Annotated in this window: 17 protein-coding genes; 3 read left to right on the forward strand and 14 right to left on the reverse strand. The window is 65.1% G+C overall.

Features of this window, described 5'->3' with window-relative positions; translation table 11 throughout:
* Positions 1–951 precede the first annotated feature (951 nt).
* The gene (locus J5X07_RS07770; RefSeq protein WP_208479298.1) at positions 952–2,319 is read left to right on the forward strand and encodes a glycoside hydrolase family 16 protein; all 1,368 of its coding nucleotides are present in this window, start codon (positions 952–954) and stop codon (positions 2,317–2,319) included.
* Positions 2,320–2,458: 139 nt separating this feature from the next.
* Positions 2,459–3,277: a CRISPR system precrRNA processing endoribonuclease RAMP protein Cas6 gene (gene cas6 / locus J5X07_RS07775; protein ID WP_208479300.1), complete on the forward strand. Its 819-nt coding sequence runs from the start codon at positions 2,459–2,461 to the stop codon at positions 3,275–3,277.
* A gap of 49 nt (positions 3,278–3,326) precedes the next feature.
* Here the strand turns inward: cas6 and J5X07_RS07780 are convergent, their stop codons facing one another.
* From J5X07_RS07780 to cas1, 11 genes are all read right to left on the reverse strand, one after another.
* Positions 3,327–5,081 carry a hypothetical protein gene (locus J5X07_RS07780; protein ID WP_208479302.1) on the reverse strand — a complete coding sequence of 585 codons (1,755 nt, stop codon included), beginning with the start codon at positions 5,079–5,081 and terminating at the stop codon, positions 3,327–3,329.
* Positions 5,056–7,566 carry a hypothetical protein gene (locus J5X07_RS07785; RefSeq protein ID WP_208479303.1) on the reverse strand — a complete coding sequence of 837 codons (2,511 nt, stop codon included), beginning with the start codon at positions 7,564–7,566 and terminating at the stop codon, positions 5,056–5,058. The genes J5X07_RS07780 and J5X07_RS07785 overlap by 26 nt, the downstream gene beginning before the upstream one ends.
* 209 nt (positions 7,567–7,775) lie before the next feature.
* Complete coding sequence (locus J5X07_RS07790; protein ID WP_208479305.1) at positions 7,776–9,224, reverse strand: pentapeptide repeat-containing protein; 1,449 nt, start codon at positions 9,222–9,224, stop codon at positions 7,776–7,778.
* A 135-nt stretch (positions 9,225–9,359) separates the two neighbouring features.
* The gene (locus J5X07_RS07795) at positions 9,360–9,767 is read right to left on the reverse strand and encodes a hypothetical protein (RefSeq protein WP_208479307.1); all 408 of its coding nucleotides are present in this window, start codon (positions 9,765–9,767) and stop codon (positions 9,360–9,362) included.
* 13 nt (positions 9,768–9,780) lie between these two features.
* Positions 9,781–11,979 (reverse strand): TIGR03986 family type III CRISPR-associated RAMP protein, encoded by a 2,199-nt coding sequence (locus J5X07_RS07800; RefSeq protein ID WP_208479308.1) that lies wholly within the window; start codon positions 11,977–11,979, stop codon positions 9,781–9,783.
* 1 nt (position 11,980) lies between these two features.
* Positions 11,981–12,550: a hypothetical protein gene (locus tag J5X07_RS07805; protein ID WP_208479310.1), complete on the reverse strand. Its 570-nt coding sequence runs from the start codon at positions 12,548–12,550 to the stop codon at positions 11,981–11,983.
* Complete coding sequence (locus tag J5X07_RS07810; protein ID WP_208479312.1) at positions 12,550–14,229, reverse strand: RAMP superfamily CRISPR-associated protein; 1,680 nt, start codon at positions 14,227–14,229, stop codon at positions 12,550–12,552. Before J5X07_RS07810 ends, J5X07_RS07805 begins: the two co-directional genes overlap by 1 nt.
* Complete coding sequence (locus J5X07_RS07815; protein WP_208479314.1) at positions 14,226–16,289, reverse strand: CRISPR-associated protein Cmr3; 2,064 nt, start codon at positions 16,287–16,289, stop codon at positions 14,226–14,228. Before J5X07_RS07815 ends, J5X07_RS07810 begins: the two co-directional genes overlap by 4 nt.
* Before the next feature lie 11 nt (positions 16,290–16,300).
* Entirely contained in the window at positions 16,301–18,220 is a 1,920-nt protein-coding gene (locus J5X07_RS07820; RefSeq protein ID WP_208479316.1) for a hypothetical protein, read from the reverse strand.
* Between the two features lie 1,236 nt (positions 18,221–19,456).
* A complete protein-coding gene (cas2, locus tag J5X07_RS07825; RefSeq protein ID WP_124934386.1) occupies positions 19,457–19,744 on the reverse strand; it encodes a CRISPR-associated endonuclease Cas2 in 288 nt (95 codons plus the stop codon).
* The gene (cas1, locus tag J5X07_RS07830; protein WP_208479317.1) at positions 19,735–21,780 is read right to left on the reverse strand and encodes a CRISPR-associated endonuclease Cas1; all 2,046 of its coding nucleotides are present in this window, start codon (positions 21,778–21,780) and stop codon (positions 19,735–19,737) included. Before cas1 ends, cas2 begins: the two co-directional genes overlap by 10 nt.
* 1,418 nt (positions 21,781–23,198) lie before the next feature.
* Between cas1 and J5X07_RS07835 the strand changes: the two genes are divergently transcribed.
* Positions 23,199–23,891 carry an FMN-binding negative transcriptional regulator gene (locus J5X07_RS07835; RefSeq protein WP_124934083.1) on the forward strand — a complete coding sequence of 231 codons (693 nt, stop codon included), beginning with the start codon at positions 23,199–23,201 and terminating at the stop codon, positions 23,889–23,891.
* Here the strand turns inward: J5X07_RS07835 and J5X07_RS07840 are convergent.
* From J5X07_RS07840 to efp, 3 genes are all read right to left on the reverse strand, one after another.
* Positions 23,867–24,619, reverse strand: coding sequence for a hypothetical protein (locus J5X07_RS07840; protein WP_208479319.1), 753 nt, complete (start codon positions 24,617–24,619; stop codon positions 23,867–23,869). The genes J5X07_RS07835 and J5X07_RS07840 overlap by 25 nt on opposite strands.
* Before the next feature lie 131 nt (positions 24,620–24,750).
* Positions 24,751–25,257 (reverse strand): transcription antitermination factor NusB, encoded by a 507-nt coding sequence (nusB, locus tag J5X07_RS07845; protein WP_208479321.1) that lies wholly within the window; start codon positions 25,255–25,257, stop codon positions 24,751–24,753.
* Complete coding sequence (gene efp / locus J5X07_RS07850) at positions 25,257–25,820, reverse strand: elongation factor P (protein ID WP_124934080.1); 564 nt, start codon at positions 25,818–25,820, stop codon at positions 25,257–25,259. The genes nusB and efp overlap by 1 nt, the downstream gene beginning before the upstream one ends.
* Positions 25,821–25,857 lie beyond the last annotated feature (37 nt).

The following is a 25,857-nucleotide window of genomic DNA, read 5'->3' on the forward strand; positions in this document are numbered from 1 at the left end:
CTGGGGCGTCAAAGGTGCGTTAGCGTGAGTCATGGAGGCCTCCGGTACAGATGTGAACGTGCACACCCACATCATGCCGGAGGCCTCCTCCTCACCCCCGACGTTCACAACCTCCCGAGGAAGTACACCTAGTCGTCCTTCCTCGGGAGGTTGTAAGCAGGGTGGGTGGTGGGTGAGGGCCTGCGGTGGGGTGAGGGCTGATCGTGGGCTGCGCCGCGGTTGGACCTCACTTCGCGACAAAGGCGACATTTCGCGAAAAGAGCGACACCTACAGGTGTCGTCCAAGTCGCGAAGTATCGTTCAAGTCGCGAAGTGTCGCCTCACGTGCAGCCCCACCGCCCTCCAGGCGCACTCCACTGGCCTCTGCCCCGCGCGGGGCACCACCGCCGGCCCATGACCCTCCCGGCGGAGCGCGCACCGGCTTACCGCGCTCGACGAGGGGAGTCTCCCGACCACACCCACACCGACAGCCCCGCCCACAGGACATGAGAGGCGATTGGGCGCGCCCCCGGGCCGCCGCCCAGCAACCCAGGACAGCGACCCAGGGCAGGGGGCCGGGCCGGCGACCTGAGGGTCTGGCGCGCCGGGAAGGCATGGACGGCCCTCCAAGCACAGTGGCGGCTAAGGACGCCTCTCCGCATTCCCCTGGGCGACTGCGGGCGGGAGAAGACGCCTGCTCACATGGTCACGACTGCGTCGACCCGGTGGGGCGGCAACAGCGTGCTGCCGTCCATGGGGCTCTGATCCGGCGCTGAACACTGTCACAGATGCGTCAAGGCTCTATCACAGATGCATCAAGGCTGCCACACTGACTTTGTGCTTGACCTGAGAACGGCAGGGCCTGAGCGCGGAGGCCAGGGCGGGCTCCTGCCTGTTGAGTAAGAACCTCTTTCGGCCTCCACGAGTGAAAGGCCACCCATGAATCCCGTATCCCGACACATATCCCGACCCATGCCCCGGCACATATCCCGACGCGCCGCCCTCGCCGGTGCCGGTATCGGGGCGGCGGGGCTGCTGGTTCCGACGCACGCCATGGCGGACGGCGTCGCCCATCGGCTCGTGCGCACGATCAACCCGGGCGAGACGATCGAGGAGACCATCGAGGACTGCCTGGCCGACCAGAGCGCCGACGCCTCGTGGCTCTACGACTACACCCAGGCGCCTGGCGCCCTGTACATCTCCACGGCGGTCCGCCAGGAGGGCAGGACCTGCTACCGGGCCCTGGTGCACAACGAGAGGGAGAGGATCCGCCTGCGCCTGGAGCGCTGCGAGCCCGCGGGCACCACGGTCATCGCCGAGGGTCCCTCCGTGCCGGTGTCCTCCTATCCGGGTGCGCAGGTCTGGATCCTGCGCACCACTATCACGGGGAGCACCTTCGAGGCGGTGCTCGCCGGCGTGCCCGGCATGCACCTGTCCGTCACTGACAGCGCCATCACCCAGGGCTCGCGGGTGACCCAGACCTTCTACCTCTCCAGGAAGGCGGCATCCCCCACCGCTGTGATCGACACCGATCTGGAGGTGACCTCGAGCGCCCCGGCGGGGACGGACACCTTCTCCATGCTCCTGTACGAGGACAGCTTCGATGCGGGCACCGACTTCGATACGAGGTACTGGGGCGAGCACTACCCGGATTGGAACCCCGGGTATGTCCAGTACGACTGGGGCGTCATCACCCATGACACCCACGACGTCAGGGATGGCGTGGGCCGGATCCTGTGGCGCAAGCGCGAGGTGCCGATCACCAAGTGGCCGAACAAGCACGACAAGGAGGCCGGCCGGAGCACTGTGCGCGACGTGGACACCGCCAGCATCGTCACCCGCGGCAAGCTGGACTTCACCTATGGCCGGGTGGAGGTCAGGGCGCGCTTCCCCCAGTCGCATGAGGGACTGTGGGCAGGGATCTGGATGCGGCCCGTCGGTGGTGGTGATGGGGAGATCGATATCGCCGAGTCCTGGGGCGGTGGCGCGAGCACCGGCAAGGTTAGTGCGGACGTGCACTACACCTATGACAGGAATGTGCCGAACCGGCACCGGCCCGTCGTCGTGGAGCCCAGGCCCGACCTCACCGAGCTCCATGTCTTCGCCATGGAGAAGACCCCGGAGCGCATCTCCTTCTTCTTCGACGGCCGCATGTACCACGAGGTCAGGAGCGATGAGCGCCCCGAGCTGTGGGCCAAGGCCTTCGGGCCGGACAAGCCCTACTACCTGCGGCTGTGCTCGCAGGCCGGGGACACCCCGGAGACCAGGATCGATACGACGACGTTCACGGAGGCCGCCATGGAGATCGACTACATCGGCGTGTGGCAGATGGACTCCTAGCGGCGCCGCCCGGTCCGGGTGCGCGGGCACTGCAGGTGCTGTGCCGGGTTTGCCCCCTGTGAACCCGCATGTCGGGCGCGGCGGCGTGGGACAGTGGAGCCTGCACCGCCGTGCTGAGATGTGCCTGGAGGTGGCTCTCGTGCCCAGTACTGTTCTGATCCACTTCGATGCGCCCTCGCCGGTGGAGGCCACTCCTCGACGGCTCCATGCCGCGTGGGGCAGGGTCTTCGACCTGCCCGAGGGGGTCTCGCCGGAGCGGGCGGCCGGGGTTCCGGCGCTGGCGGGGCGCCCGCCGCATGAGCTCGCCGGCACCAAGCCGTACTGCTTGGGGGCGATGACGGCGCGGCCCGGCTATTTCGGCGTGGAGCTGCGGTTCCTCGATGATCGGCTGCTGGATACCCTGGACGGGTGGCTGGCCTGGGGCGGGGTGCTGGCGGTCGGCGATGGCGGGGGTGGGCAGCCCCCGCTCATCCCGGTGGAGGCCCAGGTCCTGGAGCAGGCCTCGTGGGAGGAACTGTTGGATGACGACGGCGCGTGCGCCTGGGAGGTGCGCCTGCTCTCCCCCACGGTGTTCACCTCCCGGGGGCGTCACCTGGATTCGATCTCCCCCGCCTCCTTGGCCACGAGCCTGGGAGCCCGATGGAGGCAGTGGGATGCGGCGACGGCGCCGCGGCTGCCCGGGAGGGAGGAGCTGCGTCAGGTGCTGGCCGTTGAGGATCGCACCTACGCGGTGAGGACGGGCCTGGGCATGCCGCGGGCCGATAGCCGCGGCCGGTTGTCCTCGCGGCGCATCACTGCGCGCGAGGGCGATTTGCGGATCACCGCTGTGGCGGGCAGGCGTGCGACCCGTGTGTTCTCCCAGCTCATGTCCCTGGCGCGCTTCACCAATGTCGGCTCCCACACCTCCTTCGGGATGGGGGTGCTGGATGTTGAGGCGGTGGAGGGTCGGGACTGGTGAGGGGGTGGGGCCTGGAGGCCGTGGGCGCTGGGCCGCCCCGGCCCTTGGCCTACTCCTTCTTCTGGGTCGGTGGCTCCTGGGGGTCGTCCTCGTGCGGGGTCGCCTGGGGCGGGGGCGGGATGCGCTTGGGCTCGGCCCTGGAGGGCATCTCGGGTTCTTTGGCGGGGCTCAGGCCTCGTGGGGGCCGGCCGATCCTGACGTGGAAGAACTTGGCGAGGCCGAGCCCGATGCCCACAGCTCCGACAATCACCCCGTTAAGGGACAACCACCACAACCAGTGGCGGCCCCATAGCCCCGTGCCGGGATCCCAGTTGATCCAGATCTCCAGGAGGACGGACAGGGGGATGCCGATGAACGCCAGGACTCCCAGCGCCCACTCCATCATCCGCGAGGATTCCTGCTGCTCACGCTCGATGGCCTGGCGCTGACGCTCGATATCTTGGCGCTCCAGGTCCACGCGGTGCTCTTCGCGCTCGATGAGCGTCTGGATGCTCTCGCGCAGAAGGCGTGCCTGCTCGACGACCTGAGCGACTGCCTCATCCAGCTTTGTCACATCATGCATCCACGTAAGAATGCGATCTGCGCGAGTATGACCGGAGACATCCGTCCACCATTCCGAGACGAGGAAGGTCACAGCGTCACTATCGAGCCGAACGGATGTATCAATGAGGCCATCGAGATCGTCGAGAAGTACCCTAGTTCCACCGTGACGGCCAATGTGCGCCGAGACTTCTTTAGCGGTCTCGGCAATCTTCTTCGACAGCGCGCGTATCCGCAGGCGGTCCAGGACGACCAAGAAGTACACGTCCAGGTCAGTGGATAAGGATCTCAGCATACCCTCACACAGAAAATCGTCGTTCTGGCGTGCCATATAGGCGACTCCGGTCTCCCCTACGGTGATCGCCTGGCTCTGGGAGAGAAGATGAGTGCGTCTGATAGCCTCCGCGTAGGCCTCTTCACCGAGTTCCAGCCCTGTTGGGGAGGGGAGTTCGCTCCACTGCCACCCCGAGACCGCCGCTAATGATTGACTGACCCTGCAATCATGGCAATCATGATCGTCTGGAGTTGCAATGCTATGGGGGCAGGACAGTAGGACGTTCGCCACTTCCATGGATATTGGAGCGCCTTGCCGTTCCACCAGAGAAGTGACGTCCTTTTCATCTTCGGGCAGCCACGAGGTTGTAAACGAAAGCGGGACCCATGTGACGGTGAACAGTGGTGGAGCGATCCAACGCTCTCTCCCCTGTCGATCGGAGGCCAGGATGACAGGATGATCTGCACAAACCTTGGGATCTGCGAGCATCCGAGTAAGAAAATCACCGAGACGTTCCAATGACCGGAGTTTCACTGCGGCCTCATAGTAGCGCTCGTAAATTACATTGGGGACGGCGGCATGCGTTGCAAGGATCACCGTGCAGGAGTTATCTTCCTCAGCCACCCGAAGAACCTCAAGTGCTCCGATCTCCAGCACAGCCCCATAGCCATCCTCAGCATCATATGTGAACAGCCTCTTAAGGGCGAGAGATCGCCGATTCCCCGCATCGAGGATGCGCTGCGAAACTTCAGGATGAAAGTATCCTGCTCGCCAGCGGTGCCATGCGGTGATCATGTGCCCGCGACGACCTCGGGCCCGGAGGTTGACTGCACCTTCCTTCCAGCAGGTGTCCTGCCCGAAAGTAGCTTCCCAGCCGTCTGGAACCTCCGCCTCCCATAGGAAGGTGACGCGCATCTGACCACTATCGCGAAGATGGATGAATCCGGTTCCCAGCTCCTCATCATTAGTCTTTCTGAAAGAAATTCTCATCACCCTCTACTTCTCCGCTACTAACCCAAGCGTCCACTCCATCCTGCAAGGATTTAAATCTACTCATCCAATCGGAGTCAATTAAAACGGGAGTGTCAGAGGAGCAATCTTGTGTCTGCAAATCTTGCGCGTCCATTTTGATGCGATCGATGACCTTTCGAAGAAGATCTGGGTAGGACATGTCTTCGCGCTCCACTTGCGCATCATCGAAGCCCCTGTCCATGGACTTGTCAATCGTACCGCTGCCGTGAAGGATGACTAGGTTATTGCGGATCATGTAGAGTAACCGCTGGAGATCGCTGAGAGTGAGATTGTCCACCGCGCACCGCGAATCTGCTTCCCGACGTTTGCGGATCTCCTTATCCTCGAGGATGGTCGCCGATTTTGCAAGCAGGCTAATTGTTTTTCTGTCGCTTTTTTTCTTGCATCTGGTGATTTCCGCGGCTGCCACCATGAGCCTGATGCGTGTCTCCCAGTCGTCCTGTGCGTCCGTCCATAGATCGACGATGGTCTCGAGCACTCCGAGCACGACGCCAGCATGCTTATCGAGATTATCCGCTGTGACGGCATTGGCGTACTCCTGGCGCAACGTGTCGCAGCCTTGCGCGAGAACGGTCATCTTATAATCGCCGGCACTGAGAACCCTAACAGCACTGAGGAGATTGAGACTGCGTAGACTTGCTGCTGCTGCGTTTCTGAGAGCTTTCTCGATACCTGTGTGCATGGCGATCCGGTGAAACTGAGAGGTGGAGTCATCCACGTCATTATCCGAGTCGATAAAGGTCTGCAGGAACAATGGAGCGGCGTGTATAGCGCACCATTGTTGGGCTTCTTGAAGAGCCCCGAGGACGACACCCTTCGAGCCCGTCCCAACGATGACCACAGCGGAGGGCTGCAGTTGGGCGAGGACGAGTGCCGTCTCAGTCCGGGCTGCCTGGAGGATCGCAGCCTGTCCCGCATCCTCCCCTCCAGCGGGTCGGTACTCCACTGCTTGAATTGCCGGCCTGTCGCCCTCGAAAAGCCTCCATCGTTTGTCACGCACCGCATTTATGGCAATGTCCCTCTCTCGTCGAGCACCGTTGCGGGAGTCCGGATGGCTGGAGTGGAGCAAGCGCAGGACGATGGGCAGAGGCGGTTCATCGGTGAGCATGCCAGCGGGCACGGCCTGGAGCAGTTCCTGCTGGGGAGGCTGCAAGAGGACGCGTTCGGCGATGGGCTTTTTTTTACTATGTCCACCCAGGCCGCAGGCGTAGAGGTAGAGGATGGGGCGCTCCGCAGGCCAGGACATCCAGGGTGGAGCACCGGCGGCCAGTTCGGGAATGGAGCGGGCTTCTTCAAGAGCTGCCAGGGTGGGCACTGCTGCGTCATGGACGGCTGAGTTTCCGATGGTGTTGAGTGCGGCCCGTGTGAGAAGCCAGGATCCTGCAGAGGAGGTCGGCGAGCCGTCCTTGATCTGCTGCTCGATTTTCCCGATTGCTTCACCGAGTGTCGGAGTTCTGCCGTTACTGCTGGGCATGAACACTGAGGACCAGGGCTCGGCTCGGCTCCTGTTCTCCTGTTCGAGGAGCATCTCGTAGTGTGCCTGCACCCAGGCGCGCACGGCGAGCCCAGCACTGTTGTCGGCACGCATGAGCCATAGGCAAGCAAGTTTCCTCAGAGAGCCTTCGTCAATTGCATCACTGAGCCTTTCTGCTATACCAGCATAGTCTCGGATCTCCTCAGTGACGAGTTCATCTTTTCCCTTCCCTTCAGCCCAGACGGTGGCATCGTGGAGGAGTCCGAGGGAGCAGAGCCACTTGAACTCCGCATTATCAGAAAGCTGATGCTGCTTCACTTGCGTCGCAGTCGACTTACCCCGTTCGGGAGTAAGCATGAGCCTCCATGGGAGACCGGATTGATCAGCTGCCCCGAGCGCAGCGACCATCATGGTGGTGGATCCTGACATTGCATTGACGATAACACCATCAGTCAGTCCCTTCTCTTTTTCTTTCGCCAGAATCCCAGAGAACTTGTCGAGCATATCACGCTCATTCAGGCCACCGTTCATCATATCAGTATTGACGACAATTTTATATCGATGCCTAATGGAAGAACGTACTGAGGGGCGGCTGAGGATCTCATGGAGGACCCGAGCCAGAGGCGCAGTCTGCATTTTCCCTTCCATACTCGCGAGGAGGAGGATGTGAACAGGCCTCTCTGCTTTCGGGCAAGTCGCTCCTGTTTCACTCTCCTCCTTAAGCGCTTCGCAAATCTGCGCCAATGGAGTGGTGGTGAAGCGATCGTTGGAATGCCCATCGCCATAATCCAGGCGAAAGAGCGCTTGGACCAGCAAATCGATCTTCGTCTCATCACCGTCGATTTGATCAAGCATCTTCTTCAGGGCTTCGGTCCGCTGTTCTCTGAGTTGATCCCTCTGCCCCTCATTGATATTTAAAATATTCAGACCGAGATCGGCATCTCCGACAGTGTGAATGAGAAGTGCCATGATATTCCTCTCCGATGGGATCGACAAGCAATGAAATAACTACCACGCTACAGGTCATAACTCAATAGAATCTAGAAACACTATAGTCAGAGGGTTATTCACAGAGGCAGAGTTTGCTTACGTTTGCCCAGTTCAGAGGCAACTTGCTTCGGCCCGTGAATAACCTTCTCAGTCTCCACAGCGGCTTAAAATACGTCATCAATCAAGAACTAACTGTCACCTTCTTCCGGCAACGAATCCTCATCAGGAGGCCAGCTGGTCAGTCCTTCCGGATCCCTACCGAGGAAGTTATCCTCCGAAAGATTGTTTCCCTGTTCGAACTTTGATCCACCAAAGAAAGCCCATCCATGAAAATAGGCGCCACGGAAATCGACCTCATTAAAGGTCACATCCTTGAACAACGCTTTCTCCTTGAAATGAACCTCCTCAAAGGTAAGGAAATGCTTGAATGTGGATCTCCTAAAAAGAACTTCTTTGAAGGTTACGTCCTTAAAAAGGGTACGCCCGTCGAAAATGACCCCTAAGAATGCCGCTTTCGCGACTTCAATATTCTCAAAATAGGCATCCAGGAAAGTGGTCTTGGACCCACTACTAAAGGTCAGTTCATTAACGTAGATATCCTTGAAGGTTGATTCCAGGAACTTAGTGTCATCAAAAGAAGTACGTGCTCCGAAGTCTACATCGCAGAATTCAGCTTCACGGAATATGGCGCCATGAAAATTGACATTTTCCCGGGAGTTCGAGCCTCCAAATTTAATAGATATGAATTTCAGCCTTCTGAACTCTCCGTTCGCAAAGTTAACGCCCTCCAGGAATTGAGATCCACTGAGATCGATGTCAGCAAACCTAGACCCATGAAAATCAACTTCTCCGTTGAAAACTGTCAAACGGAAGTCGACAGAACCACCAAAGCAGAGATTACTGAAATCAACTCGCTCAGTTATCACCGCCCCGCGAAGATTGATCGCACAGTCGCACCAGAGTTGCTCATCCTCAAGTTTCTGGATGACAGCATCACATCTATCGCTCTTCTCACGTTCCTTACGCATATGCCGGGAAATCACATTCAGGACGATATCCTCGAGTGCCGAATCGTTATTCACATACGACCCAGTATTAGCGTCCCAAGATCCTCGTTCTGTTCGCAGGTATCCGCACAGGAGATCGACTACACGCTGGCGATAGTTACCGCGGTGAGTATCAGCCACTTCAGTCAGTGCGTAGACTCCGGCAATTCTCACCTGAGGAGATTCGCTCCCTAGTTGCTGCACCGCACGAAGAATTTTTTCTTCGATTCGCTCCAGCTTGATATCCTCTTCAGAGGATTCAATACTATCTCTCTCCCTGTACTTGATGACAAGATAGACAGTTCCGCCTAATCCACCCACTGCAGTGAGAGATAACTTGACGCGATCCGCATGCTCCTGGCTCACACCTAAATGACGCCAGTTCGCCCACAACCTGCTCCATCCGCTACTCTCCGCTTCAGCCCATAAAGCGCCCAGAACAGTGAAGCAAACTAGCCCTATCGCTAATACAAGCAGAATATGCCGCAGGAGCGATTCTGTAGACCACCGAAATACACGACCAGAGGCGAGCTTAACCTCAGAAATAATATCACTTCTAAGTAGGCAAATTTTTTTAATATTTTTTAACATAAGGATCCCCTTTTCGATGATGAAGGATTATTCAAGGAACGAAACAAAGGTCGTCGACCTGGATAAATGCAAGCGATCATTATCATTATATCTGTAAACAACGCTCACTATAGAGGCGGGACAGTTGATGCTAAGTCAGCCAGTGAAGGTGACATTCAAAGGGACTTGATGCATGGCCAGTCCGCGGGCGCCGATGGGCCGTCCTTCCTCATCGCGGATGAGCTCGTGAGGCCAGGCGAGGTCACGACGCTCAGGGCAGTGCTCAGCCACCACGCGACTGGTCACGTAGAGAACACCCGGCTGAGGGTCAGGCAGCGGTGGGTCAAGACCGAGGAGTCGCTCACCATGGGCCACCGTCAACTCCACACCAGACTCCCCCGGCTCCCCGTCACTTGTCGCAAGGATGCGCGTCGTTTCGCCGCCACCCAGGATGAGCCGAGGCACCACCGCGGCCGGCGGGAGAACAACCCTGTCATCGCCCTCGCCCCACAGCACCACCTCGTGCGGACTGAGGTTGATCAACGTATGCATGTCGCGCTTCATGCCCGCTCCTATGTCAACGACGCCTGTAGTTGTTCTGACGGCAGCCATGGCCCCGGTCCTGCTGCGAGACACGGATACTGATAGGCCTCGGTTCATCCTCCATCAGCGGATGCGGTGAGACCCCGGCACCGTCTCGAGGATGTCCATCATGAGTCATGTTGTTCTCCTTGTTCTCCTCCAGCCACATGTGGCGGACGGGAACGGAGTCGGTATAGCCATAGGCGGCACGCTGCATGGCTTTCACCCAAGGGATCTTGTCCAGATAACTAACGACGCGCTCAGACAGGACGGGGAAAGCATCGGCGCTCGGCACAGCACCGAGGCATCCCTCGAGATCCTCATACTGCCGGGCGATCTCCTGGCCGGTCGTCGCTCTCACGCCGCCATCAGCGATCTCGACCTTGACCACGCCCAGGCCCAGGGGCTTGCCCAAGCCCATCCGCAGGTACCCGGCCTGCCCCGGCTCCCGATCGGCGGCCGGAACGAGATTCTCAGGGTTGAGCAGCCACAGGAGGGCGGCGAGCTCCTCCCCCAGAAGGTCCGTGAACTGCACGGTGCAGGACATGACGCTGCCTGTCATGATCCAACTCGCAGCCCGCAGCCTCACGGAGTCCTTCGGTTTGTCCACCCCTGAAGGGACATGAACGTCCGTCGCCTCCCCGGGGAAGCCAGGTCGATCCAGGAGCATGCGGTGCACCGGGTACGCGGCGGTACCCAGCAACTGCCTCCTGCTGTAGTAGGAGGACCTGGGAAGCGCCTGCCGATCAGGCCCAGTAGGCGTCGCGCCCCCGTGATCAGTGAGGAACCGCCTGGCGGAGGTAGTCTTCGGGCTCAGGAGCGGTGCGAGCAACTGCGGCTTCTCACTGACCTCCACACCACTGGTGTCCACGGGGCCGAAGGTGAGGCGGCCCCTGAGAGCGACATCCCCTCCAACGGCACCCTTCGGCGGATCAGGCACCACGTAGCCGAACAGTCGTTCAGCGGCGCTGGCCTGCTCCCGGGAAGCGGCAGGCAGGACCTTCTGCTCCTCAGCAAGATCGTAAGGGGAGACACTGTAGGCACGGCGGCCGATCATCGTCGGAACGACCTCGCACACGGTCGGCGTGTGCCGCAAGTGCACAATAGCGCCGTCCTCATAGTCACTATCCGCAAGCCTCGCGTAGGCCAGATCCCCAGGCTTGAGGCCGGGATGCCCGGCTTTCCCGCCCTCCTGTGCCACAACGGTCACCCGATTAGGCGTGCTCCGTTTTCCTCCACGCTTTTCCTCCTCCTTGCGCTGGTCCCTGTAGCCGTTGGCGATGACCCTATAGCCCTCCGCGACGTCACGCGGGATGACCACCGGGACCGGTGGATTGACGTCCACGCTGAAGAAGAAGCGCTCGTCATGCTTCTTGGGGAAGAGCCTGCGTGGATTCTCCTCGTCCCGAGCGGTCCGGTAGACATAACCGGTGACATCGCGATAGCGATCGAGAACAGTCACATCGGATTTGATTCTGAAAGCTTCTTCCAGTTGTCCGCCGGCAGGAGCGATGTGAGTGACCTGCCAGTAGGTGTAGCGCCTGCTCCGATGGAGGCAGAGCTCCAGGTCGCAGGTGAGCTTCTTTCCGTGGGCCGTCATGGCCCTGAGGCGCCGAACGCCTCCTTTAAGCTTCAGGTCTGCATGCCCCGAGTCTTCCGCCTGGAGCGCGGCTGCGCGCATGATCGGCAGTCTCCTCCCCTGCACATACCGATGCCATTCCTCCTCGCCGAGGAGGAGTTCCGCGTCGAGATCACCATCATCCCGTTCACCGGTGACCCGGATCGGCACCAGGCGCAGTGCCTCCGCTGCGTCCGCACGGTAGGTGAGGCGGTCTCCGTGGCCCTCGAAGACCCGGAAGCGGGAGGCCGTCAGCGTCTCGTAGGCACGAGAGAGCATGCCCTTGATCATGGTGGGAGGGACCACCACGCTCCCGTCCTCGCCACGGGGGAGGCTCACAGTCGATGGCTCATCTCGGCCGTTCTCAGGCTCTTTCTGCTCCCCGAAGACCAGAGGCGTCATCGCCGTCAGGCGCAGGTCGATACTGCCCGACCAGCGCTCGGGATGAAGGTGATCATGGCCGGCCCCTGAATGGTCGGTGAAGAGCGCTGCCGGCAGCCGACCTTGATCGGCGTCCCGGCCGGCACTTGTGCGCAGCACCGGGATACGGTTGACCGCGGAGTGGAACTCTGCCATCTCAACCCCACCTTCCTGTGAAGAGCTCGTCGGCGAAGACTGTGTTGCTGTAGGCGGGCTCCTCGATGAAGACCTCCAGGCAGGTCATCACCCCCGGGTCGCGCCCGCTCCTCTGGGACGACTGGTGCTGGAGGTACTCATTCCTGCGGTACCAGCAGGGCTCCGCCCCCTCCTCCATGGCGCTGCTCACCCGGGTCATCGCGCTGCCCGCCCCATTGAGCCACCGCAGCTCATGAGCGAGCACACCCCGCCCCCGGTGCCCCTCGGGCTGCCACAGCCGCAACTCGTAGACCGTGCTGCGATCCACTGGCCCGCCATCGGTCGAGAGGAGCTGGTCGGCCGTGGCCCGGCGCAGCGCGATGGAGCCCTGGGTGGTCTCGGCCAGCCCCACCCAGTGATCATCCGCAGCGAGCCGCCCCAGGGCCTCATCCAGGGTGTCGGCCTCCCAGTGCTCGCGGTGCCAGGAGCCCCGCTTCAGCAGCGGCAGGTCCTTGGCCAGGCTCTCCATGAGCCTGCCCGCGCGACCGTGGTCCTCCTGCGGGGGAGGAACGATTGAGTCTTCCTGTGTCATCAGCACTGCTCCTCGCCTTGTACGGCGTCCTGCGTCTCCTGGAGGTAGTCGGTCCAGGTGGCGCCCTCCTCCATGTCGTCATTGAGGCCCCTGAGACGGGCCAGCAGCTCCTGGGCGACCCTCCTGCCGGTCTCGGCATCTCCATCACGGCCGGGGGAGCCGAGGCGCCACGTGCCATGCAGCAGCCCGTCGTCGCCTTCGACTCTCATGGCGGTGACGCGCACCGCTCCCAGCCCTCGGGTTCCCCGGCTTCCCAGGGGCAGGGCGCCGGTGGAGAGCTCGGCCAGGGCCAGTCCCAGGAGGCACAGGGCCGCCCGACGCCGATTGGGCACCTGGCTGTTGTGGCGCTCCTTGGCTGCGCGGACACGGTCATCGTCCTCATCGCAGACCGGCTGGATGCGGCTGATCCTGTCGAGGTCGATCTCCAGGACCAGGTCATTCCAGCCGGCGTCGGGGATGAGCTCTTTGAACAGCGCGCCGTCCTTGACTCCGCCGGTCCAGCGGTCCCCGGCGTTGTGGGTGCGCTCCCTGAGCTCGGCCTGGCCCCGGGCGAGGGTCTCCAGGACGCGCACGGCGCCGCGCCGCTCGGTGCTGCCGAACAGGTACCTCACGAGGGCGGGGTCCTGGGCGAGCTGCTTGTGGACCTCTGTGGTGGACCAGTCGTGCGGTGTGCCCGGCGCGGGCTCCCCTGCCAGGAGGATGGTGCGGGCGATGCGGCTGGCCCTGCTGCGCAGCGCCCCGCGCACGCTGGAGCCGGGCAGGACGAGCGGGCTCGTCTCATCGGTCTGACAGCCCTTCTTCGAGCGCGTCCTCAGGGGCCGGGTGGGCACGGGCTGCTTGCCGCCCGGGTCATCGTCGCTTCCCCGCTCCTTCTCATCGCGCGGCTCGGCCACGAGGATGCCGGTGGGGCTGTCCCAGGTGATGGAGACCCTCAGGCGGGTATCGTCCGGAAGGTCAGTGGCGATAGGCACATTGATGGTGGTGGGCTTGGGGCTGAGCAGTTGCCGCAGCCCCTCCGGGCTGTCCAGGTGGTGGCGTACGACGGCGATCGTGCTGGTGCTCTGCGCCTCCTCCAGGACGACCCGGCCCCAACCGGCGTTGCCGCGACCGCCCAGACTCACCCTCCCGGCCTTGAGCAGGGCGACGATCTGGCCCAGGAGGGTTTCGAAGTCCTCCCGCGGGCCGTCTCCCTTGATGGAGCCGACCTGCCCGCTGAGATGCAGCGTCAGCTCCTGGCCCTCCGGCACGATCTCGTGGACGAACAGCGCGGTATCGCCAGCGCTGCCCCAGTAGCGGTCGACGGCGATGCCGGTGCGCTCGACCCTCGCCGCATCACTGAGGTCGATGGGGTGGGTGATGAGGGCGCTGGCCTGCTCCTGGCCGCCCCACAGGGCGCACATGGCATCTGCGGCATTGTGCCCGTAGGTCTGCCGCCTCTGTCCGTAGGCCCGCATCCATGCGGCGCGCAGGGCGCCCTTGATGGAGCGGCCGGGCAGGATGGGCCGGTTGGAGGCGTCGCGCACGAAGAGCCGGGGCTCGGCGTGGCGCTTCTCGCCGTCCTCATCACGTGGGCGCTCCCGTCGCTCGGCGGAGCGGTCCACCTGGTACTCGGCGCCGCCGCTGTGCAGCGGCGAGACGGTTCTCAGCGCCAGATTGAGCTCGTAGCGAGTCAGGCTCATCGTCCCTGCCCTTCCCCGATGAAGTCGTTGTGCCTGAGGGTCCGCGCAGTGAAGATCCCGTCGTTTCTCTTCTCCAGCAGGGGGTGGTCGACGACGATGCGCCCGTATCCCTGCTCGCGCAGCTGGCCCAGGCCGTCGCGGGCGAGTGCCGCCAGGTGCTTGCGCAGCTCCTGCGCCTGCCCGGGATTCTTGGGGCGGATGCGCAGGGTGGAGCCGGCCTGGATGGCGATGCGGCTGGCCCGCGGCTGCTGGCCGGCGGCGGACCAGCCGTCGACTCGCCGGTAGCGCAGACCGGCCGCGTACTGGACGTTGGTGTCCCCGCCGGCGTGGTCGGGCACGAGCCTGACCTCGATGCCGCCGCCCAGGGCTGCCAGGAGGGCGCCGACGCCGCCGGCGGGTCCCAGGCCCGGTGAGCGCAGGAGGAGGTCGGAGGTGCACCAGACTGTGACGGTTCCTGCGCCGTCATCGTCCTGGGCTCCTTCATTCGCCGGGGCAGTGGCCCCGGCCTCCGAGTCAGCCCCCAGGGCCTCCAGGTCGCCCAACTGGCAGGTGGTCTGCCCATAGGTGCCGGACAGTCGCCGCGAGCCCAGGCGGGCGGGGCCGCTGAGGATCTCGGGCAGCCGGTCGGCCACGATGTCGGCCAGCTCCTGGGACAGGCTCACCTCGGCCTGGAGCCGTATCCCGGCTGGCAGGGCGCGCACCATGAACAGCTGACCGTTGCTGGCGGCGCCGGTGGCGGTGCTGATCGCGGTGGACTGCCGGCCGATGAGTACCGGAGTGCCGATGCTGGCGGCGATCTGGTCCTGCATGGCGCCGTCGGTGGGGAAGATGTAGCCGGAGCGCAGGGGCGTGTGGACGACCCCGGGTTCAGCGGATATCAGCCGGTTCCATACCTCGATGACCCCCTCCCCCATGTCCTCCTTTGTCTTCACCTTGGGCTGGGAGAGCACCAGGGGCACGGGCAGTCCCCGCACGCCGCCCACGACGGGGGTGGCGTCGCTGACGCGCAGGTGCCCGTTGACGACGGCGTCGCGCACCGACTGGTCGCTGGGATAGGCGCGGCGCAGCTGGGCGTGGATCCAGGGCAGCAGGACGGTCCCGCGCAGGAAGTCCAGGGAGCGCACCTCGTTGGAGTAGGGGACCTCGTAGGACACCAGGGGCGCCTCCAGGTCGATGGTGAGGGTGGCCCGTCTGGCCATCTCGGGGGCCGTGGCGCTGCGGCGGGTCAGGGTGGCGGGCGCGGGGCGGGAGCGGGTGGGGATGCTGGGGTGGGTGCTGGGTGCCTCGAGCTGCTGGCGGCACCACTGCCGGTCCAGCTCCTGGTCGCCGTCGATAAGCACCGCCCGGCATTGGCCGTCCCCGCTGGTGCGGTCCGAGCCGACGGCGGTGACGAGCTGGGCGGCGATGGCCAGCAGGAGGCGGGCGTCATGGCGGGTCTTCTCGTTCCACACGGGCGTGGCGGGGTCCATGCCCTCATCGAGCAGGGTCACGGTGCTCTCGCCTTGGCCGCATCCCGCCCGCTCGAAAAGGCGCAGGAAGTCCTCCTTGGCGGCCCCGGTCTCCTCATCGATGCTCACCCCGATGACCGAGTGCGTGGGGGCGAGCGCCTCGCCGTCCTCGCCCGTGACCTGGGTGATGGTGATAGTGGCGTCGCTGAGGGCGATGAGTCGGGACTGGTCGACCGTACGCGGGCCTGCATCCCGTGGGGGCCTGGTGGGAGTGGGAGGCTTGGTGGATTGGGCCTCGTCAGTGGGGTGGTCAGGGCTGGTGAGGCGGTCGTGGCTGGTGGGGCGGGGCTGGTCGCCGGTGCCGAACAGTGCGAGGGCGAGTTGGCGCCAGTGGCCGTTGGGCTGGGCGCCGTCGAGTGCATGGGCGGCGTTGAGGGCCTGCTCGCGCAGGATCCCGGTGATGACGGTGCCGCGGATGATGGGACGGCCGCCACTCCGGGCCTCCCTCTCGATGACGGCGTCCACTCCCCCGGCGATGCCGGTGCCGGTCTCCACGCCCCAGTCGGAGGTCAGGGTGAGGCGGAGGGTGAGTGTTGGGCTCTGCGCAGGCATCACTGGTCCTCCTAGCTGGTGGCGGGGGCGCTCGCAGTAGCGACGCCGGTGGCGGGGGCGCTCGCGGCAGGGATGGAGGCGGCCTGCTCCAGGTAGGAGGTCGGCAGCAGGTCGGCGAGCTCGAGCAGGTCAAAGACGTAGCGGGGGTCTTCGATGGCATCAATGAGCCCGTCGCCCAGGACTCGGCGCGCATCCTCCCACTCGGTTTTGATGGTGGTCTCCAGTTCCTCCGCCTTACTCGTGTCACCCTGTGCTGCGGCCAGGGCCATGTCGGACAGGAGGCCGCGGATGCGGGCGGCGCGGGTGCGGGGGAAGGCGGGGGAATCCTCGCTGATGAGGCCCCGGAAGTGGCGTGTCAGGGCGCATATCTGAGCCCAGGTCTCGCCGTGCAGCGGGGGCTGTTGGGACTGCTGGTCGCCGTCCTCCGTCGATGGGGCGGACGTGGGAGCCTCGGGGACCTCGTTGAGGCGGTAGGGGCGGGCGGTGAAAGTCTCATAGTCCTTGATGAGCTCCTCCGCGTCGACGATGGTGGAGTCGAATAGGACGTGGTAGGTGAGGGTGGAGCACTCCCGGCCCTTTTTCTTGCCGATGCCCTTGGCCTTCTTGACGAGTTTCTCGGACAGGTCGTAGGCGAGGTGGAAGGGGAAGGGCCTCGGGACGATGGCGGCGCCGGCGGCGGCCGTCATGGGCCCGGTTGCAGCCTCGTCCTCGGGCTGCTCGGCGCCGTCCTGGCTGGCGCTGCTCGTATGGGGCCCCAGGTAGCGAAGGACGGGATCCTGGCTGGTGGCGCTCTCGTAGGCCCGCAGGTAGGTCTCCATGAAGGGCAGGGCACAACGGCCCTCGGTCAGGACGGTGAGGTCGTCCCCGCCCAGGAGAATGGGCACGACGGGGATGACTCGTCGTGATGCTCGGTGCTCGGTGCGCCAGATCTGGGCGACCGCGGCCCAAGCGGTGAAGAAGGAGTGCTTGACGGCGTGGTCGAGCCGGCTGTTGACGTCCAGGGTGAAGCGCCGCAGGGAGTCGGGGTCGTCCTTGTCGCAGCCGATCGTGTCCTTGAAGATCTCGTGCGGAATGAGGTCGGCGTGCTTCTGGAGCTCGCGCATGATGGCGCCGACACCGTTGCCGTCGATGTGGACGACGGCGATCTTGGACAGGTCTCCGATGGATGGTTGAAACTCGCCCTCGTGATCAGCGTCCTCAGGGTCCTCCATACCGGACTCTTCCGCGGCCTGTTCCCGGATCTTGTGCGCCAGCTCCTCCTCCTGGGTCTCGCGGTCGGCGTCGAAGGCGCGCTCAAGGGAGTAGAGGCTGTCGGCCAGAAGCTTGATGGCGTCGCCCCCCAGGGCTTGGCGCATGATCTCGTCGGATGCGGCCTGGGCGACGAGCTGCCTGCGCGCCCGCACCGCGCAGGCGCGCTTGACCTGGCTGGCCAGGGAGTAGCGGGTGTCGCCCGGAGGTGTGGTCCAAAGGATCCTGCGCGTGCGGGCGGCGGGAAGGACGGAGTCGTGGCCGCGCTGGAGGAAGGGCGCCTGGGGGAAGCGGGCCTCGGCCGGCGGGCGGCTGAGGGCGTAGCGGCCGGATACGACATGGATGCCGGAGAGGTCGGCCTCGGTGATGGCGGGAGGGCCGTCGACCTCGGTGCTGAGCTCGCTGAAGACCCCGGTGACGTCCATGCCGGGGGCCAGGGCCAGGACGCGGCGGGTGACCGCTCCGATGAGCCTCCTGGCCGAGTCCTCGTCGGGGACGGTGAGGATGATCTTGCCGGAGGAGACGGAGACCTCGGTGGCCTCGATGCCCTCCTGCTGGGCGAGGGCCAGCGTCCAGGGGGCCAGCATGGTGAGCAGGTAGGAGCCGCCGACGTTCTCCCGCTGCCGGGGCGAGGAGAAGACGTAGCGCTGGTTTCCGTTGGTCTCGAGCATGACCAGGTGCATGGGGTCTTGTCCTCTCCTTGCCTGAACCTGTGCGCATCCTGTCACGGAAGCAAGTTCCGCGTGACAGTTTGCCGGACCGGAAGTGTGCCGCACCTACGACCATGGGCCCCCATCGGCAGCCGCTCACGCTGTTACCCCACTCAATCCGCGAGATTCCGTCCCTAGCGCGAGGCCTGACATTTTACTGAAAATAACCTGAATGTTTGCGTAATTTCTGTCGATGGAGTTCGGAATTCCGGATGCGTTCCTTGCTGCGCCGGGAACGGGACCCGGTGCAGCACGTCATCGCCTCAGCTGGGTGCCAGCCCCTTGTTTGACAGGTCATTCTGCTCCGGTCGCTGCGGGAATGTCGTGACAAGGCGGAGCACCTGGAGGTCCGCCCTCGGCGGCCCGCGCGTCCTGTTGCACATCTTCAGCGGCCCTGGCCGGGCCGTCGGTCGGAAGATCCGCGGAATCATGCGGATCCTCCTGCCGACCCGCCCTTGAAGATGTGCAGCATCCGAGTCGATCGGAACTCTCGCCCCTTCCCGACTCCCGCACCACCCGCTACGCCCCCGAGCACCCTCGGACACGAGATGCCTTCTGACCATTTGCTCCGGCTTGAGCTTCTCTGGCGGGCTGTCTCAATGCACCTTATGGCGCGAGGTGCCTTCTGACCACGGAAGGACAAGCCAATGAGCAACCCCATCGATGGTCTCAATGCACCTTATGGCGCGAGGCGCCTTCTGACGACAACCTGGGGCTGACGTCCCAGGAATGGCAGAGTCTCAATGCACCTTATGGCGCGAGGTGCCTTCTGACTCGGGAGCTCATTGACGCTTGCGTCAATACCGCCCTGTCTCAATGCACCTTATGGCGCGAGGTGCCTTCTGACATCGAGCCATCGATGTGCACGAGCGAGGGGTACCCGTCTCAATGCACCTTATGGCGCGAGGTGCCTTCTGACCCACCCCTCGAACCACCCCCTGTGACCAGCAGTGATGCGAGGCGCAGCGCAGGCGACCCGTCGGCACCCTCCAGACCGCCCCGGCACAGACACCTTTGTACCACATCCGCGCAGGTCAGCGCCACAGCGCCAGCGACGCCCCTCCAGCGCCCCCGTCACCCGGAATCCAACGAGACCATGCGGAAAAGTCCCCCTCCCCCACCAACATCAGACATCCGATATCCAGGACTAAAGTCCCGTTCTGCATGTGTGGGTGCCTTCCCGGCGCCCGCCCCGCCGTCCTCGCACGCTCAGAACAGACCCCGGTACAGCCCTCCATCATCCTGACTCGGCGGTGTGCCGAGTACTTGGATGCGATCGTGGCAGGGACGGCACAAGCGGTAGATGTGCACAACGTCGTCGGTGCTCTCAATGATCTCCTCGATCTCTTCAATGAGACCCTCCAGCTCGGAGTGCTCCATACTGATCTGGAAGACGGACTCCTGGATCCTGTAGCCCCAGGCCTGGAGCGCCCCGGCGAGCCTGCTGCGGCGCGAGTTCGAGGCGATGTCGTAGGCCACGACAACACTCACCGCCATGATGTGCCCGTCCACTCGTAGTCGGGGTTGAACAGGGCACTGGCCAGGCGCTGGGCCTGATGGTGGATGTGCCGCCTCCATGTCCCGGAGAAGCCCGGCAGGGCCCCACCGGTGGTGCGCTGGAGGGCGGCCTCATACCCGTCGACCAGCACCTTGCGCCCCTCGGAGGTCAGCCACACCCCATCCGGGTGCTCCTGGGCGACGGTGTCGGGAGCCGGGCCGCCGTGCTCGGCGCGCAGCCGCTTGGTGCGCAGCAGTCCCAGGACGGCGCGGTCCACGAGCAGGGGCCGGAACTCCTCCATGAGGTCCAGGGCCAGGCTGGGCCGGCGGTCGGTGGAGGCATGCAGGATTCCAAGGGAGGGCTCCAGGCCCGCGGCGTAGAGCGCCGCCGTGCACTCCCCGAGCAGGAGGGCGTAGCCGTAGGACAGGGCCGCATTGGCCACATCCCGAGGAGGGCGCCGGGAGCGGCCGGGGAATGACACCTCCTGGGGCACCAGGCCTCCCAGAGCGGCGAAGTACGCCGCGGATGCGGCCCCTTCCAGGCCCATGAGCTCATCGAGGCTCTGGGCCCTGGGGACCTCCTGCAGGCCCTCCCGGATCGCGTCGAGGGTGTCGGTGAGGCTCTCCTCGTGGGCCCGCCGCGCGGTGCGCTGGAGCAGGCGCAGCTGGTTGCGCATCTTGGAGGCGACGATGATCCGGGCCAGCGGCATCCTCCTGGTCTCGTCCCTGGCCGCATCGCATTGGGCGATGAGGCGCTGGGCGGCCAGGTCGGACCTCTTGCCTGAGAGCTGCCCGAGGTAGGTGCCGCGCCGGGACAGGAGCACCACGTCGACGTCGTTGAACAGCGCCCAGGACCGGGCCCCGGCGGACAGGCCCACGGCTCCGGTCAGCACGATCCTGCGCACCGCGTTGCGCGGGATGGACAGGTACGGGATCGAGCGCTCCGAGTCCACCACCAGCCGATCCCGCGTCACGCTCACCCGGGCCCCGTCACGGCCGACGTAGACGACCCGATCGGGGTTGGCGTCGTGGTCGATGTCGTGGTGGGGGTCGTGCACCGGGTAGGTGGACCCGAGGTCCTCCCCCAGGTAGCAGAAGCCCTCGTCGAATCCTGTGAGCATGGTCTTGTCCTTGTTAAGTGTGAAGCCGTGGGCCGCCGCGTGGCTGGTGAGCAGGTCGCGTGCCTCCAGGAGCCTGGCCCGGGTGTCGGCGCAGACGACGATGTCGTCGGCGAAGCGCACGTACCCGATTCCTGTGCGCGTCATGGCCTCGTCGACGGCGGTGAAGGCGAGATTGGCGAGCATGGGCGACAGGGCCGAGCCCTGCGCGACCCCTCCGGGGCGGATCGTGCTCGCCCGCCAGGTGCGGCGCGGAACGACCAGGAGCGCGACGAGTGCGAGCAGTCGCCGGCTGGGGAGCAGATTCCCCAGGATGTTGAGCACGGAGTCGAGGCGCACGTGCGGGAAGAAGTCCTCCACGTCGGTGCGCAGGACGTGGACCATTCCCAGGTCGCGCAGGCCGGTGAGGTGGTCGATGGCGTCATCGACGCCCAGGCCGAGCCTGTAGCCGTAGGAGCAGGGGGACATGGCCTGGTCCACCCGGTGCCCCAGGGCATCGACCAGGGCCCGCTCCACAATGCGGTCCCGCACCGAGGGGATGTCCAGGGTGCGGTAATCGCCCTCCTCCTTCTTGGGCAGGCGCACCTGGGCCAGGGGCGCCGGCCGGAAGGTGCCGTCCCGCAGGGATCGGGAGAGCTCGGCCAGCACCTCATCGAGGTGACCCGCGATCTGCTCGGTCTGATGGCGCAGCTCGCCATCACGGGCATCGCGGGCCAGGACGACACGCCAGGACCTCTTCAGGCTCTCGATGGAGGTAGCGCTCATGAAGAGCTCGTCCTGCTCCGAGTGGCGCGGAACGGAGTCGACGACGCGGGACGCCTGGAACTCCGACAGGGACACACCGAGGTACTGGCCCGAGATCCGCAATTGCGGGCTGAGGGCTTCCTTGGCCAGGCTCTCGGCACTGTCGGAGCGCACCCGGCGCGAATGACGCCGACGTGGCGGCGACTTCATGACGATCTCTCCCTTCTTCGCAAGAGGCCGCAATGGGCACGACGCACTAGTTCCTGATCTCAATGACACGCTGAAGGAGGACGGCATTCGGCCCCCTCAATACGCCTGATGGCGCGGGGCGCCTTCTGACGGCAGAGAAGACGCGCGTGGAGGCACAGGCGCAAGCGTCTCAATGCACCTGATGGCGCGAGGTGCCTTCTGACAGGGGGCAGGAAGGAGCCGATCATGGCTCAGCAGGTGTCTCAATGCACCTTATGGCGCGAGGTGCCTTCTGACGGTGGTGTTCACCACGGCCACGCCGCGTCGGTGGTCTCAATGCACCTTATGGCGCAGGGCGCCTTCTGACCCAAGGAGAACGCCATCATCATGGAGCCCGGTGATGTCTCAATGCACCTTATGGCGCAGGGTGCCTTCTGACACTCCGGAGACTACACCGGCACCTTCGCCGGAGCCGTCTCAATACACCTTATGGCGCAGGGTGCCTTCTGACCTCCAGAAAGCTATTGAAACGAGATTGAGGTCAGAGTCTCAATGCACCTTATGGCGCAGGGTGCCTTCTGACCCGGGCGTTGTGAGGCACATGCTGCAGGCATTCTTGTCTCAATGCACCTTATGGCACAGGGTGCCTTCTGACCTTGCAATTGATCTGGGGGACATCACGTCCCTCGTTGTCTCAATGCACCTTATGGCGCAGGGTGCCTTCTGACTGGAAATTTCGAGGAGCTGCACGTTGCCGTGCAGTCTCAATGCACCTTATGGCGCAGGGTGCCTTCTGACCCACCCCTCGAACCACCCCCTGTGACCAGCAGTGATACGAGGCGCAGCGCAGGCGACCCGTCGGCACCCTCCAGACCGCCCCGGCACAAACCCCTTTGCACCACATCCACGCAGGTCAGCACCACAGCGCCAGCGACACCCCTCCAGAGCCCCCGTCACCCGGAATCCAACGAGACCATGCGGAAAAGTCCCCCTCCCCCACCAACATCAGACATCCGATATCCAGGACCATAGCCCCACTCCGCGCTCTTCTTCCCCGCCCGGCGCATCCAGTCCCGCGCCTCTACGCATCCGGCGCCCATCCCCCGCCGCAACGCCGTCGTTGCCCGGGACGACCGGTGCGCGAAGCCGGTCCGCCCGGGGTGGCCCAAGACTCGCTGGGCCAGCCGCATTCCGCTTGCTGACGCGCATCCCGCTGGGCCAGAACAGCGCCAGCGACCCAGCAGGATACGGGATACCCCGCAGAAGGCGGGTGACCGAGCGGAAGGCGGATGACCCAGCGAAACACCGGTCCCCGGCCCGCCCCGCTGCTCCTACCTGGGCAGTTCCTGGGATACTTCTCGTGTCGCCCACAGAGACCCACCACCCGCCGTTAGCATCGTCGTATGTACGTCCCCCGGCACCTAGAGCTCTCCGAGGCCTACACCACCACCCTGCTCAAAGAGGTGCGGGCGGGCAACCTCGTCACCTTCCACGCCCAGGGCCCCGCCGCCACCCTGGTGCCGTTCTACCTCGACGAGGAGCGGGGCGTGCTCGTCACCCGCCTCGTGCGCGACAACCCCCAGGTCACCGAGCACTCCATCGGGCCGGCCCTGGTCATCCTCGATGAGGCCGACGCCTACATCTCCCCCCAGTGGTACGTCACCAACGAGGTCGCCCCCTCCGTCCCCACCTGGGACTACATCACCGTCCACGTCCGCGGCGCCATGCGCATCGACACCAGCCTGGAGGGCGCCATCCGCGCCGTGCGCGAGCTGACCCTGCGCACCGAGCCCGCCGCCGTGCTCGACGCCGTGGACGAGCCCCGGCTCACCGCCATGGCCCGCACCATCGTGGCCGTCGAGATCTCCCTGGACCACGTCGAGGGCAAGGCCCAGATGAGCCAGGACCGCCACCCCGACGACGTGCGCAGCCTCATCTCCGCCCTGGAGGACCGGGGCGAGACCACCCTGGTCAAGTACCTTCGCGAGGTCAGCCTGCCCTACGCCGAGCAGAGGCTGGCCACCATCGCCCGCCTGCACGAGACCCGCAACGGCCGCGCCGAGGAGCAGGCCTACCGGGTGGCCCGGCTCCACTGAGGCCACTGGGCCCCCACTGGGGCCAGGCGCGTCCCGCCCACCGCCGGGGGCGGCACCGGGACCGCCACCCCGCCCTGCACCGGGGCCACCGGCGCCGCAGGTGCGACGAGGAGGGTGCGCCGCCCGGCCAGATCGCAGCGGCGGAGCACCACCGCGCACACCACCACCAGCGCGCCGCCGACCGCCGTGAGCACCGCACTGGCGGCCGTGGTCCCCACCAGCGCGCCCCGCACGCCGTCATCGTCCTCCCCCAGGGCCATGAGCGCGAAGCCGAGCAGCAGGAACGGCGGGATGCCGCAGACGCAGGAGGCCAGGAGCGCCAGCAGCCCGGGCCGGGGATCCGCCACCGCCACAGGATCATCGATCGCCGGGATCGCGCTGAGCCGCCCCAGCCCCACCGCCGCCAGGGCGATCGCCGCGAGCACCACCACCAGCACCGGCAGGGACAGGATCAGGGCCAGGAGGAGCAGGTCCGTGGCCGCAGCGCTCAGGCCCCCACCCGCATCCAGCCGGGAGGCCTGGGCCACCAGGCCGCAGGCCCCATGACCCGCCCCCACCGCCGAGCACCACAGGGAGCCCGCCAGGCACCTGGCGGTCGACCGGCGCCGATACCACCAGTAGTGCGGCACCGCCCACGGCGGCATGCCCACCGGGTGGGGGCAGGCCCCCGGGTAGCCGATCGCATGAGCGCCCTGCGCTCCCCAAGCCCCTTGGGCGTACCTGCTCATGGGCTGACAGTAGGCAGCAAGCCCCCTGGACGCGATCGGCACTCCTCCCCACCGGCCGCAGCCCTGCGCCGCCGCCCCCGCGCCGCAGGCCGCATCCCGCTGCGGCCTGCCCGGCAGCGGGGCCCCGGCGGCTACCGCAGCGTCTCCGCCAGGTCCCCGATCCTGCCCAGCAGGCCCCCCAGGTAGCGGGGGGACTCATCGGTGGACAGCATGCGGCTGAGCGTCATCGCCTCATCGACGGCCACCGGCGGGTCGATCTCATCGTTGTAGATGATCTCCCATGCGGCCGTGCGGGCGATCGCCCGATCCACCGCCGGCATGCGCCCCAGGGTCCAGCCCTGCCCGTAGGTCTCGATGGCCTCATCGACCTCCTCCAGGCGCTCGGCGAGGCCGGCGAGGATCTCGCGGGTGTAGGCGGGCGCCTGCGTGTGGTTCGCGGAGGTCACGGCACGCTCAGCGGCGAAATCCGCCAGGCGCTCCCCGCGCCCCGGGGCCCCGGGGCGGAGCATGCCGCGCTGGTCGGCCTCGAAGAGGATCTCGATGGCCCGGCGCCGGGCCTTGGTGCGGGCGGTGACGGGGTGCTTGTCACCGCGGCCGGGCGCAGCGCCGCCCTCCTCGGACTGGGCCTGCGCGCCCATCAGTCGGTGACGCGGGAGATGTAGGTGCCGGCGCGGGTGTCGACCTTGACCCGGTCGCCGGTGTTGAGGAACAGCGGCACCTGGATCTCCGCGCCGGTCTCCAGCGTGGCCGGCTTGGTGCCCGCCGAGGAGCGGTCGCCCTGGAGGCCCGGCTCGGTGTGGGAGACCGTCAGCACCACGGAGGCCGGCATCTCCACGAAGAGCACCGTGTCCTCGTGGAAGGCCACCACCACGTCCTGGCTCTCCAGCATGAAGGTGGCCGCATCGCCCACGGTGGCCGAGGGCACGTAGGTCTGCTCATAGGACTTCACGTCCATGAACACGAAGTCGTCGCCGTCCTTGTACAGGTACTGCATGTCGCGGCGGTCCACCGTGGCGGTCTCGACCTTGAGGCCGGCGTTGAAGGTCTTGTCCACGGTCTTGCCCGACAGGACGTTCTTCAGCTTGGTGCGCACGAAGGCTGGGCCCTTGCCCGGCTTGACGTGCTGGAACTCCACCACCTGCCACAACTGGCCCTCCAGGTTGAGAACCAGTCCATTCTTCAGATCATTGGTCGTCGCCACGTGCACAATCCTCACTGTCGCTGCCGTCTTAGAACAG

This window comes from Actinomyces bowdenii (assembly GCF_017592395.1).
Classification (GTDB): Bacteria; Actinomycetota; Actinomycetes; order Actinomycetales; family Actinomycetaceae; genus Actinomyces; species Actinomyces bowdenii.

What these genes read in the sequence shown, in the direction of transcription:
- J5X07_RS07780 (WP_208479302.1), bottom strand. Translation starts at nt 5,081, where the DNA reads ATGAGAATTTCTTTCAGAAAGACTAATGATGAGGAGCTGGGAACCGGA.
- J5X07_RS07835 (WP_124934083.1), top strand. Translation starts at nt 23,199, where the DNA reads ATGTACGTCCCCCGGCACCTAGAGCTCTCCGAGGCCTACACCACCACC.
- J5X07_RS07810 (WP_208479312.1), bottom strand. Translation starts at nt 14,229, where the DNA reads ATGAGCCTGACTCGCTACGAGCTCAATCTGGCGCTGAGAACCGTCTCG.
- J5X07_RS07805 (WP_208479310.1), bottom strand. Translation starts at nt 12,550, where the DNA reads ATGACACAGGAAGACTCAATCGTTCCTCCCCCGCAGGAGGACCACGGT.
- J5X07_RS07790 (WP_208479305.1), bottom strand. Translation starts at nt 9,224, where the DNA reads ATGTTAAAAAATATTAAAAAAATTTGCCTACTTAGAAGTGATATTATT.
- J5X07_RS07795 (WP_208479307.1), bottom strand. Translation starts at nt 9,767, where the DNA reads ATGAAGCGCGACATGCATACGTTGATCAACCTCAGTCCGCACGAGGTG.
- J5X07_RS07840 (WP_208479319.1), bottom strand. Translation starts at nt 24,619, where the DNA reads ATGAGCAGGTACGCCCAAGGGGCTTGGGGAGCGCAGGGCGCTCATGCG.
- J5X07_RS07820 (WP_208479316.1), bottom strand. Translation starts at nt 18,220, where the DNA reads ATGCACCTGGTCATGCTCGAGACCAACGGAAACCAGCGCTACGTCTTC.
- J5X07_RS07770 (WP_208479298.1), top strand. Translation starts at nt 952, where the DNA reads ATGCCCCGGCACATATCCCGACGCGCCGCCCTCGCCGGTGCCGGTATC.
- J5X07_RS07800 (WP_208479308.1), bottom strand. Translation starts at nt 11,979, where the DNA reads ATGGCAGAGTTCCACTCCGCGGTCAACCGTATCCCGGTGCTGCGCACA.
- cas2 (WP_124934386.1), bottom strand. Translation starts at nt 19,744, where the DNA reads ATGGCGGTGAGTGTTGTCGTGGCCTACGACATCGCCTCGAACTCGCGC.
- J5X07_RS07785 (WP_208479303.1), bottom strand. Translation starts at nt 7,566, where the DNA reads ATGGCACTTCTCATTCACACTGTCGGAGATGCCGATCTCGGTCTGAAT.
- J5X07_RS07815 (WP_208479314.1), bottom strand. Translation starts at nt 16,289, where the DNA reads ATGCCTGCGCAGAGCCCAACACTCACCCTCCGCCTCACCCTGACCTCC.
- nusB (WP_208479321.1), bottom strand. Translation starts at nt 25,257, where the DNA reads ATGGGCGCGCAGGCCCAGTCCGAGGAGGGCGGCGCTGCGCCCGGCCGC.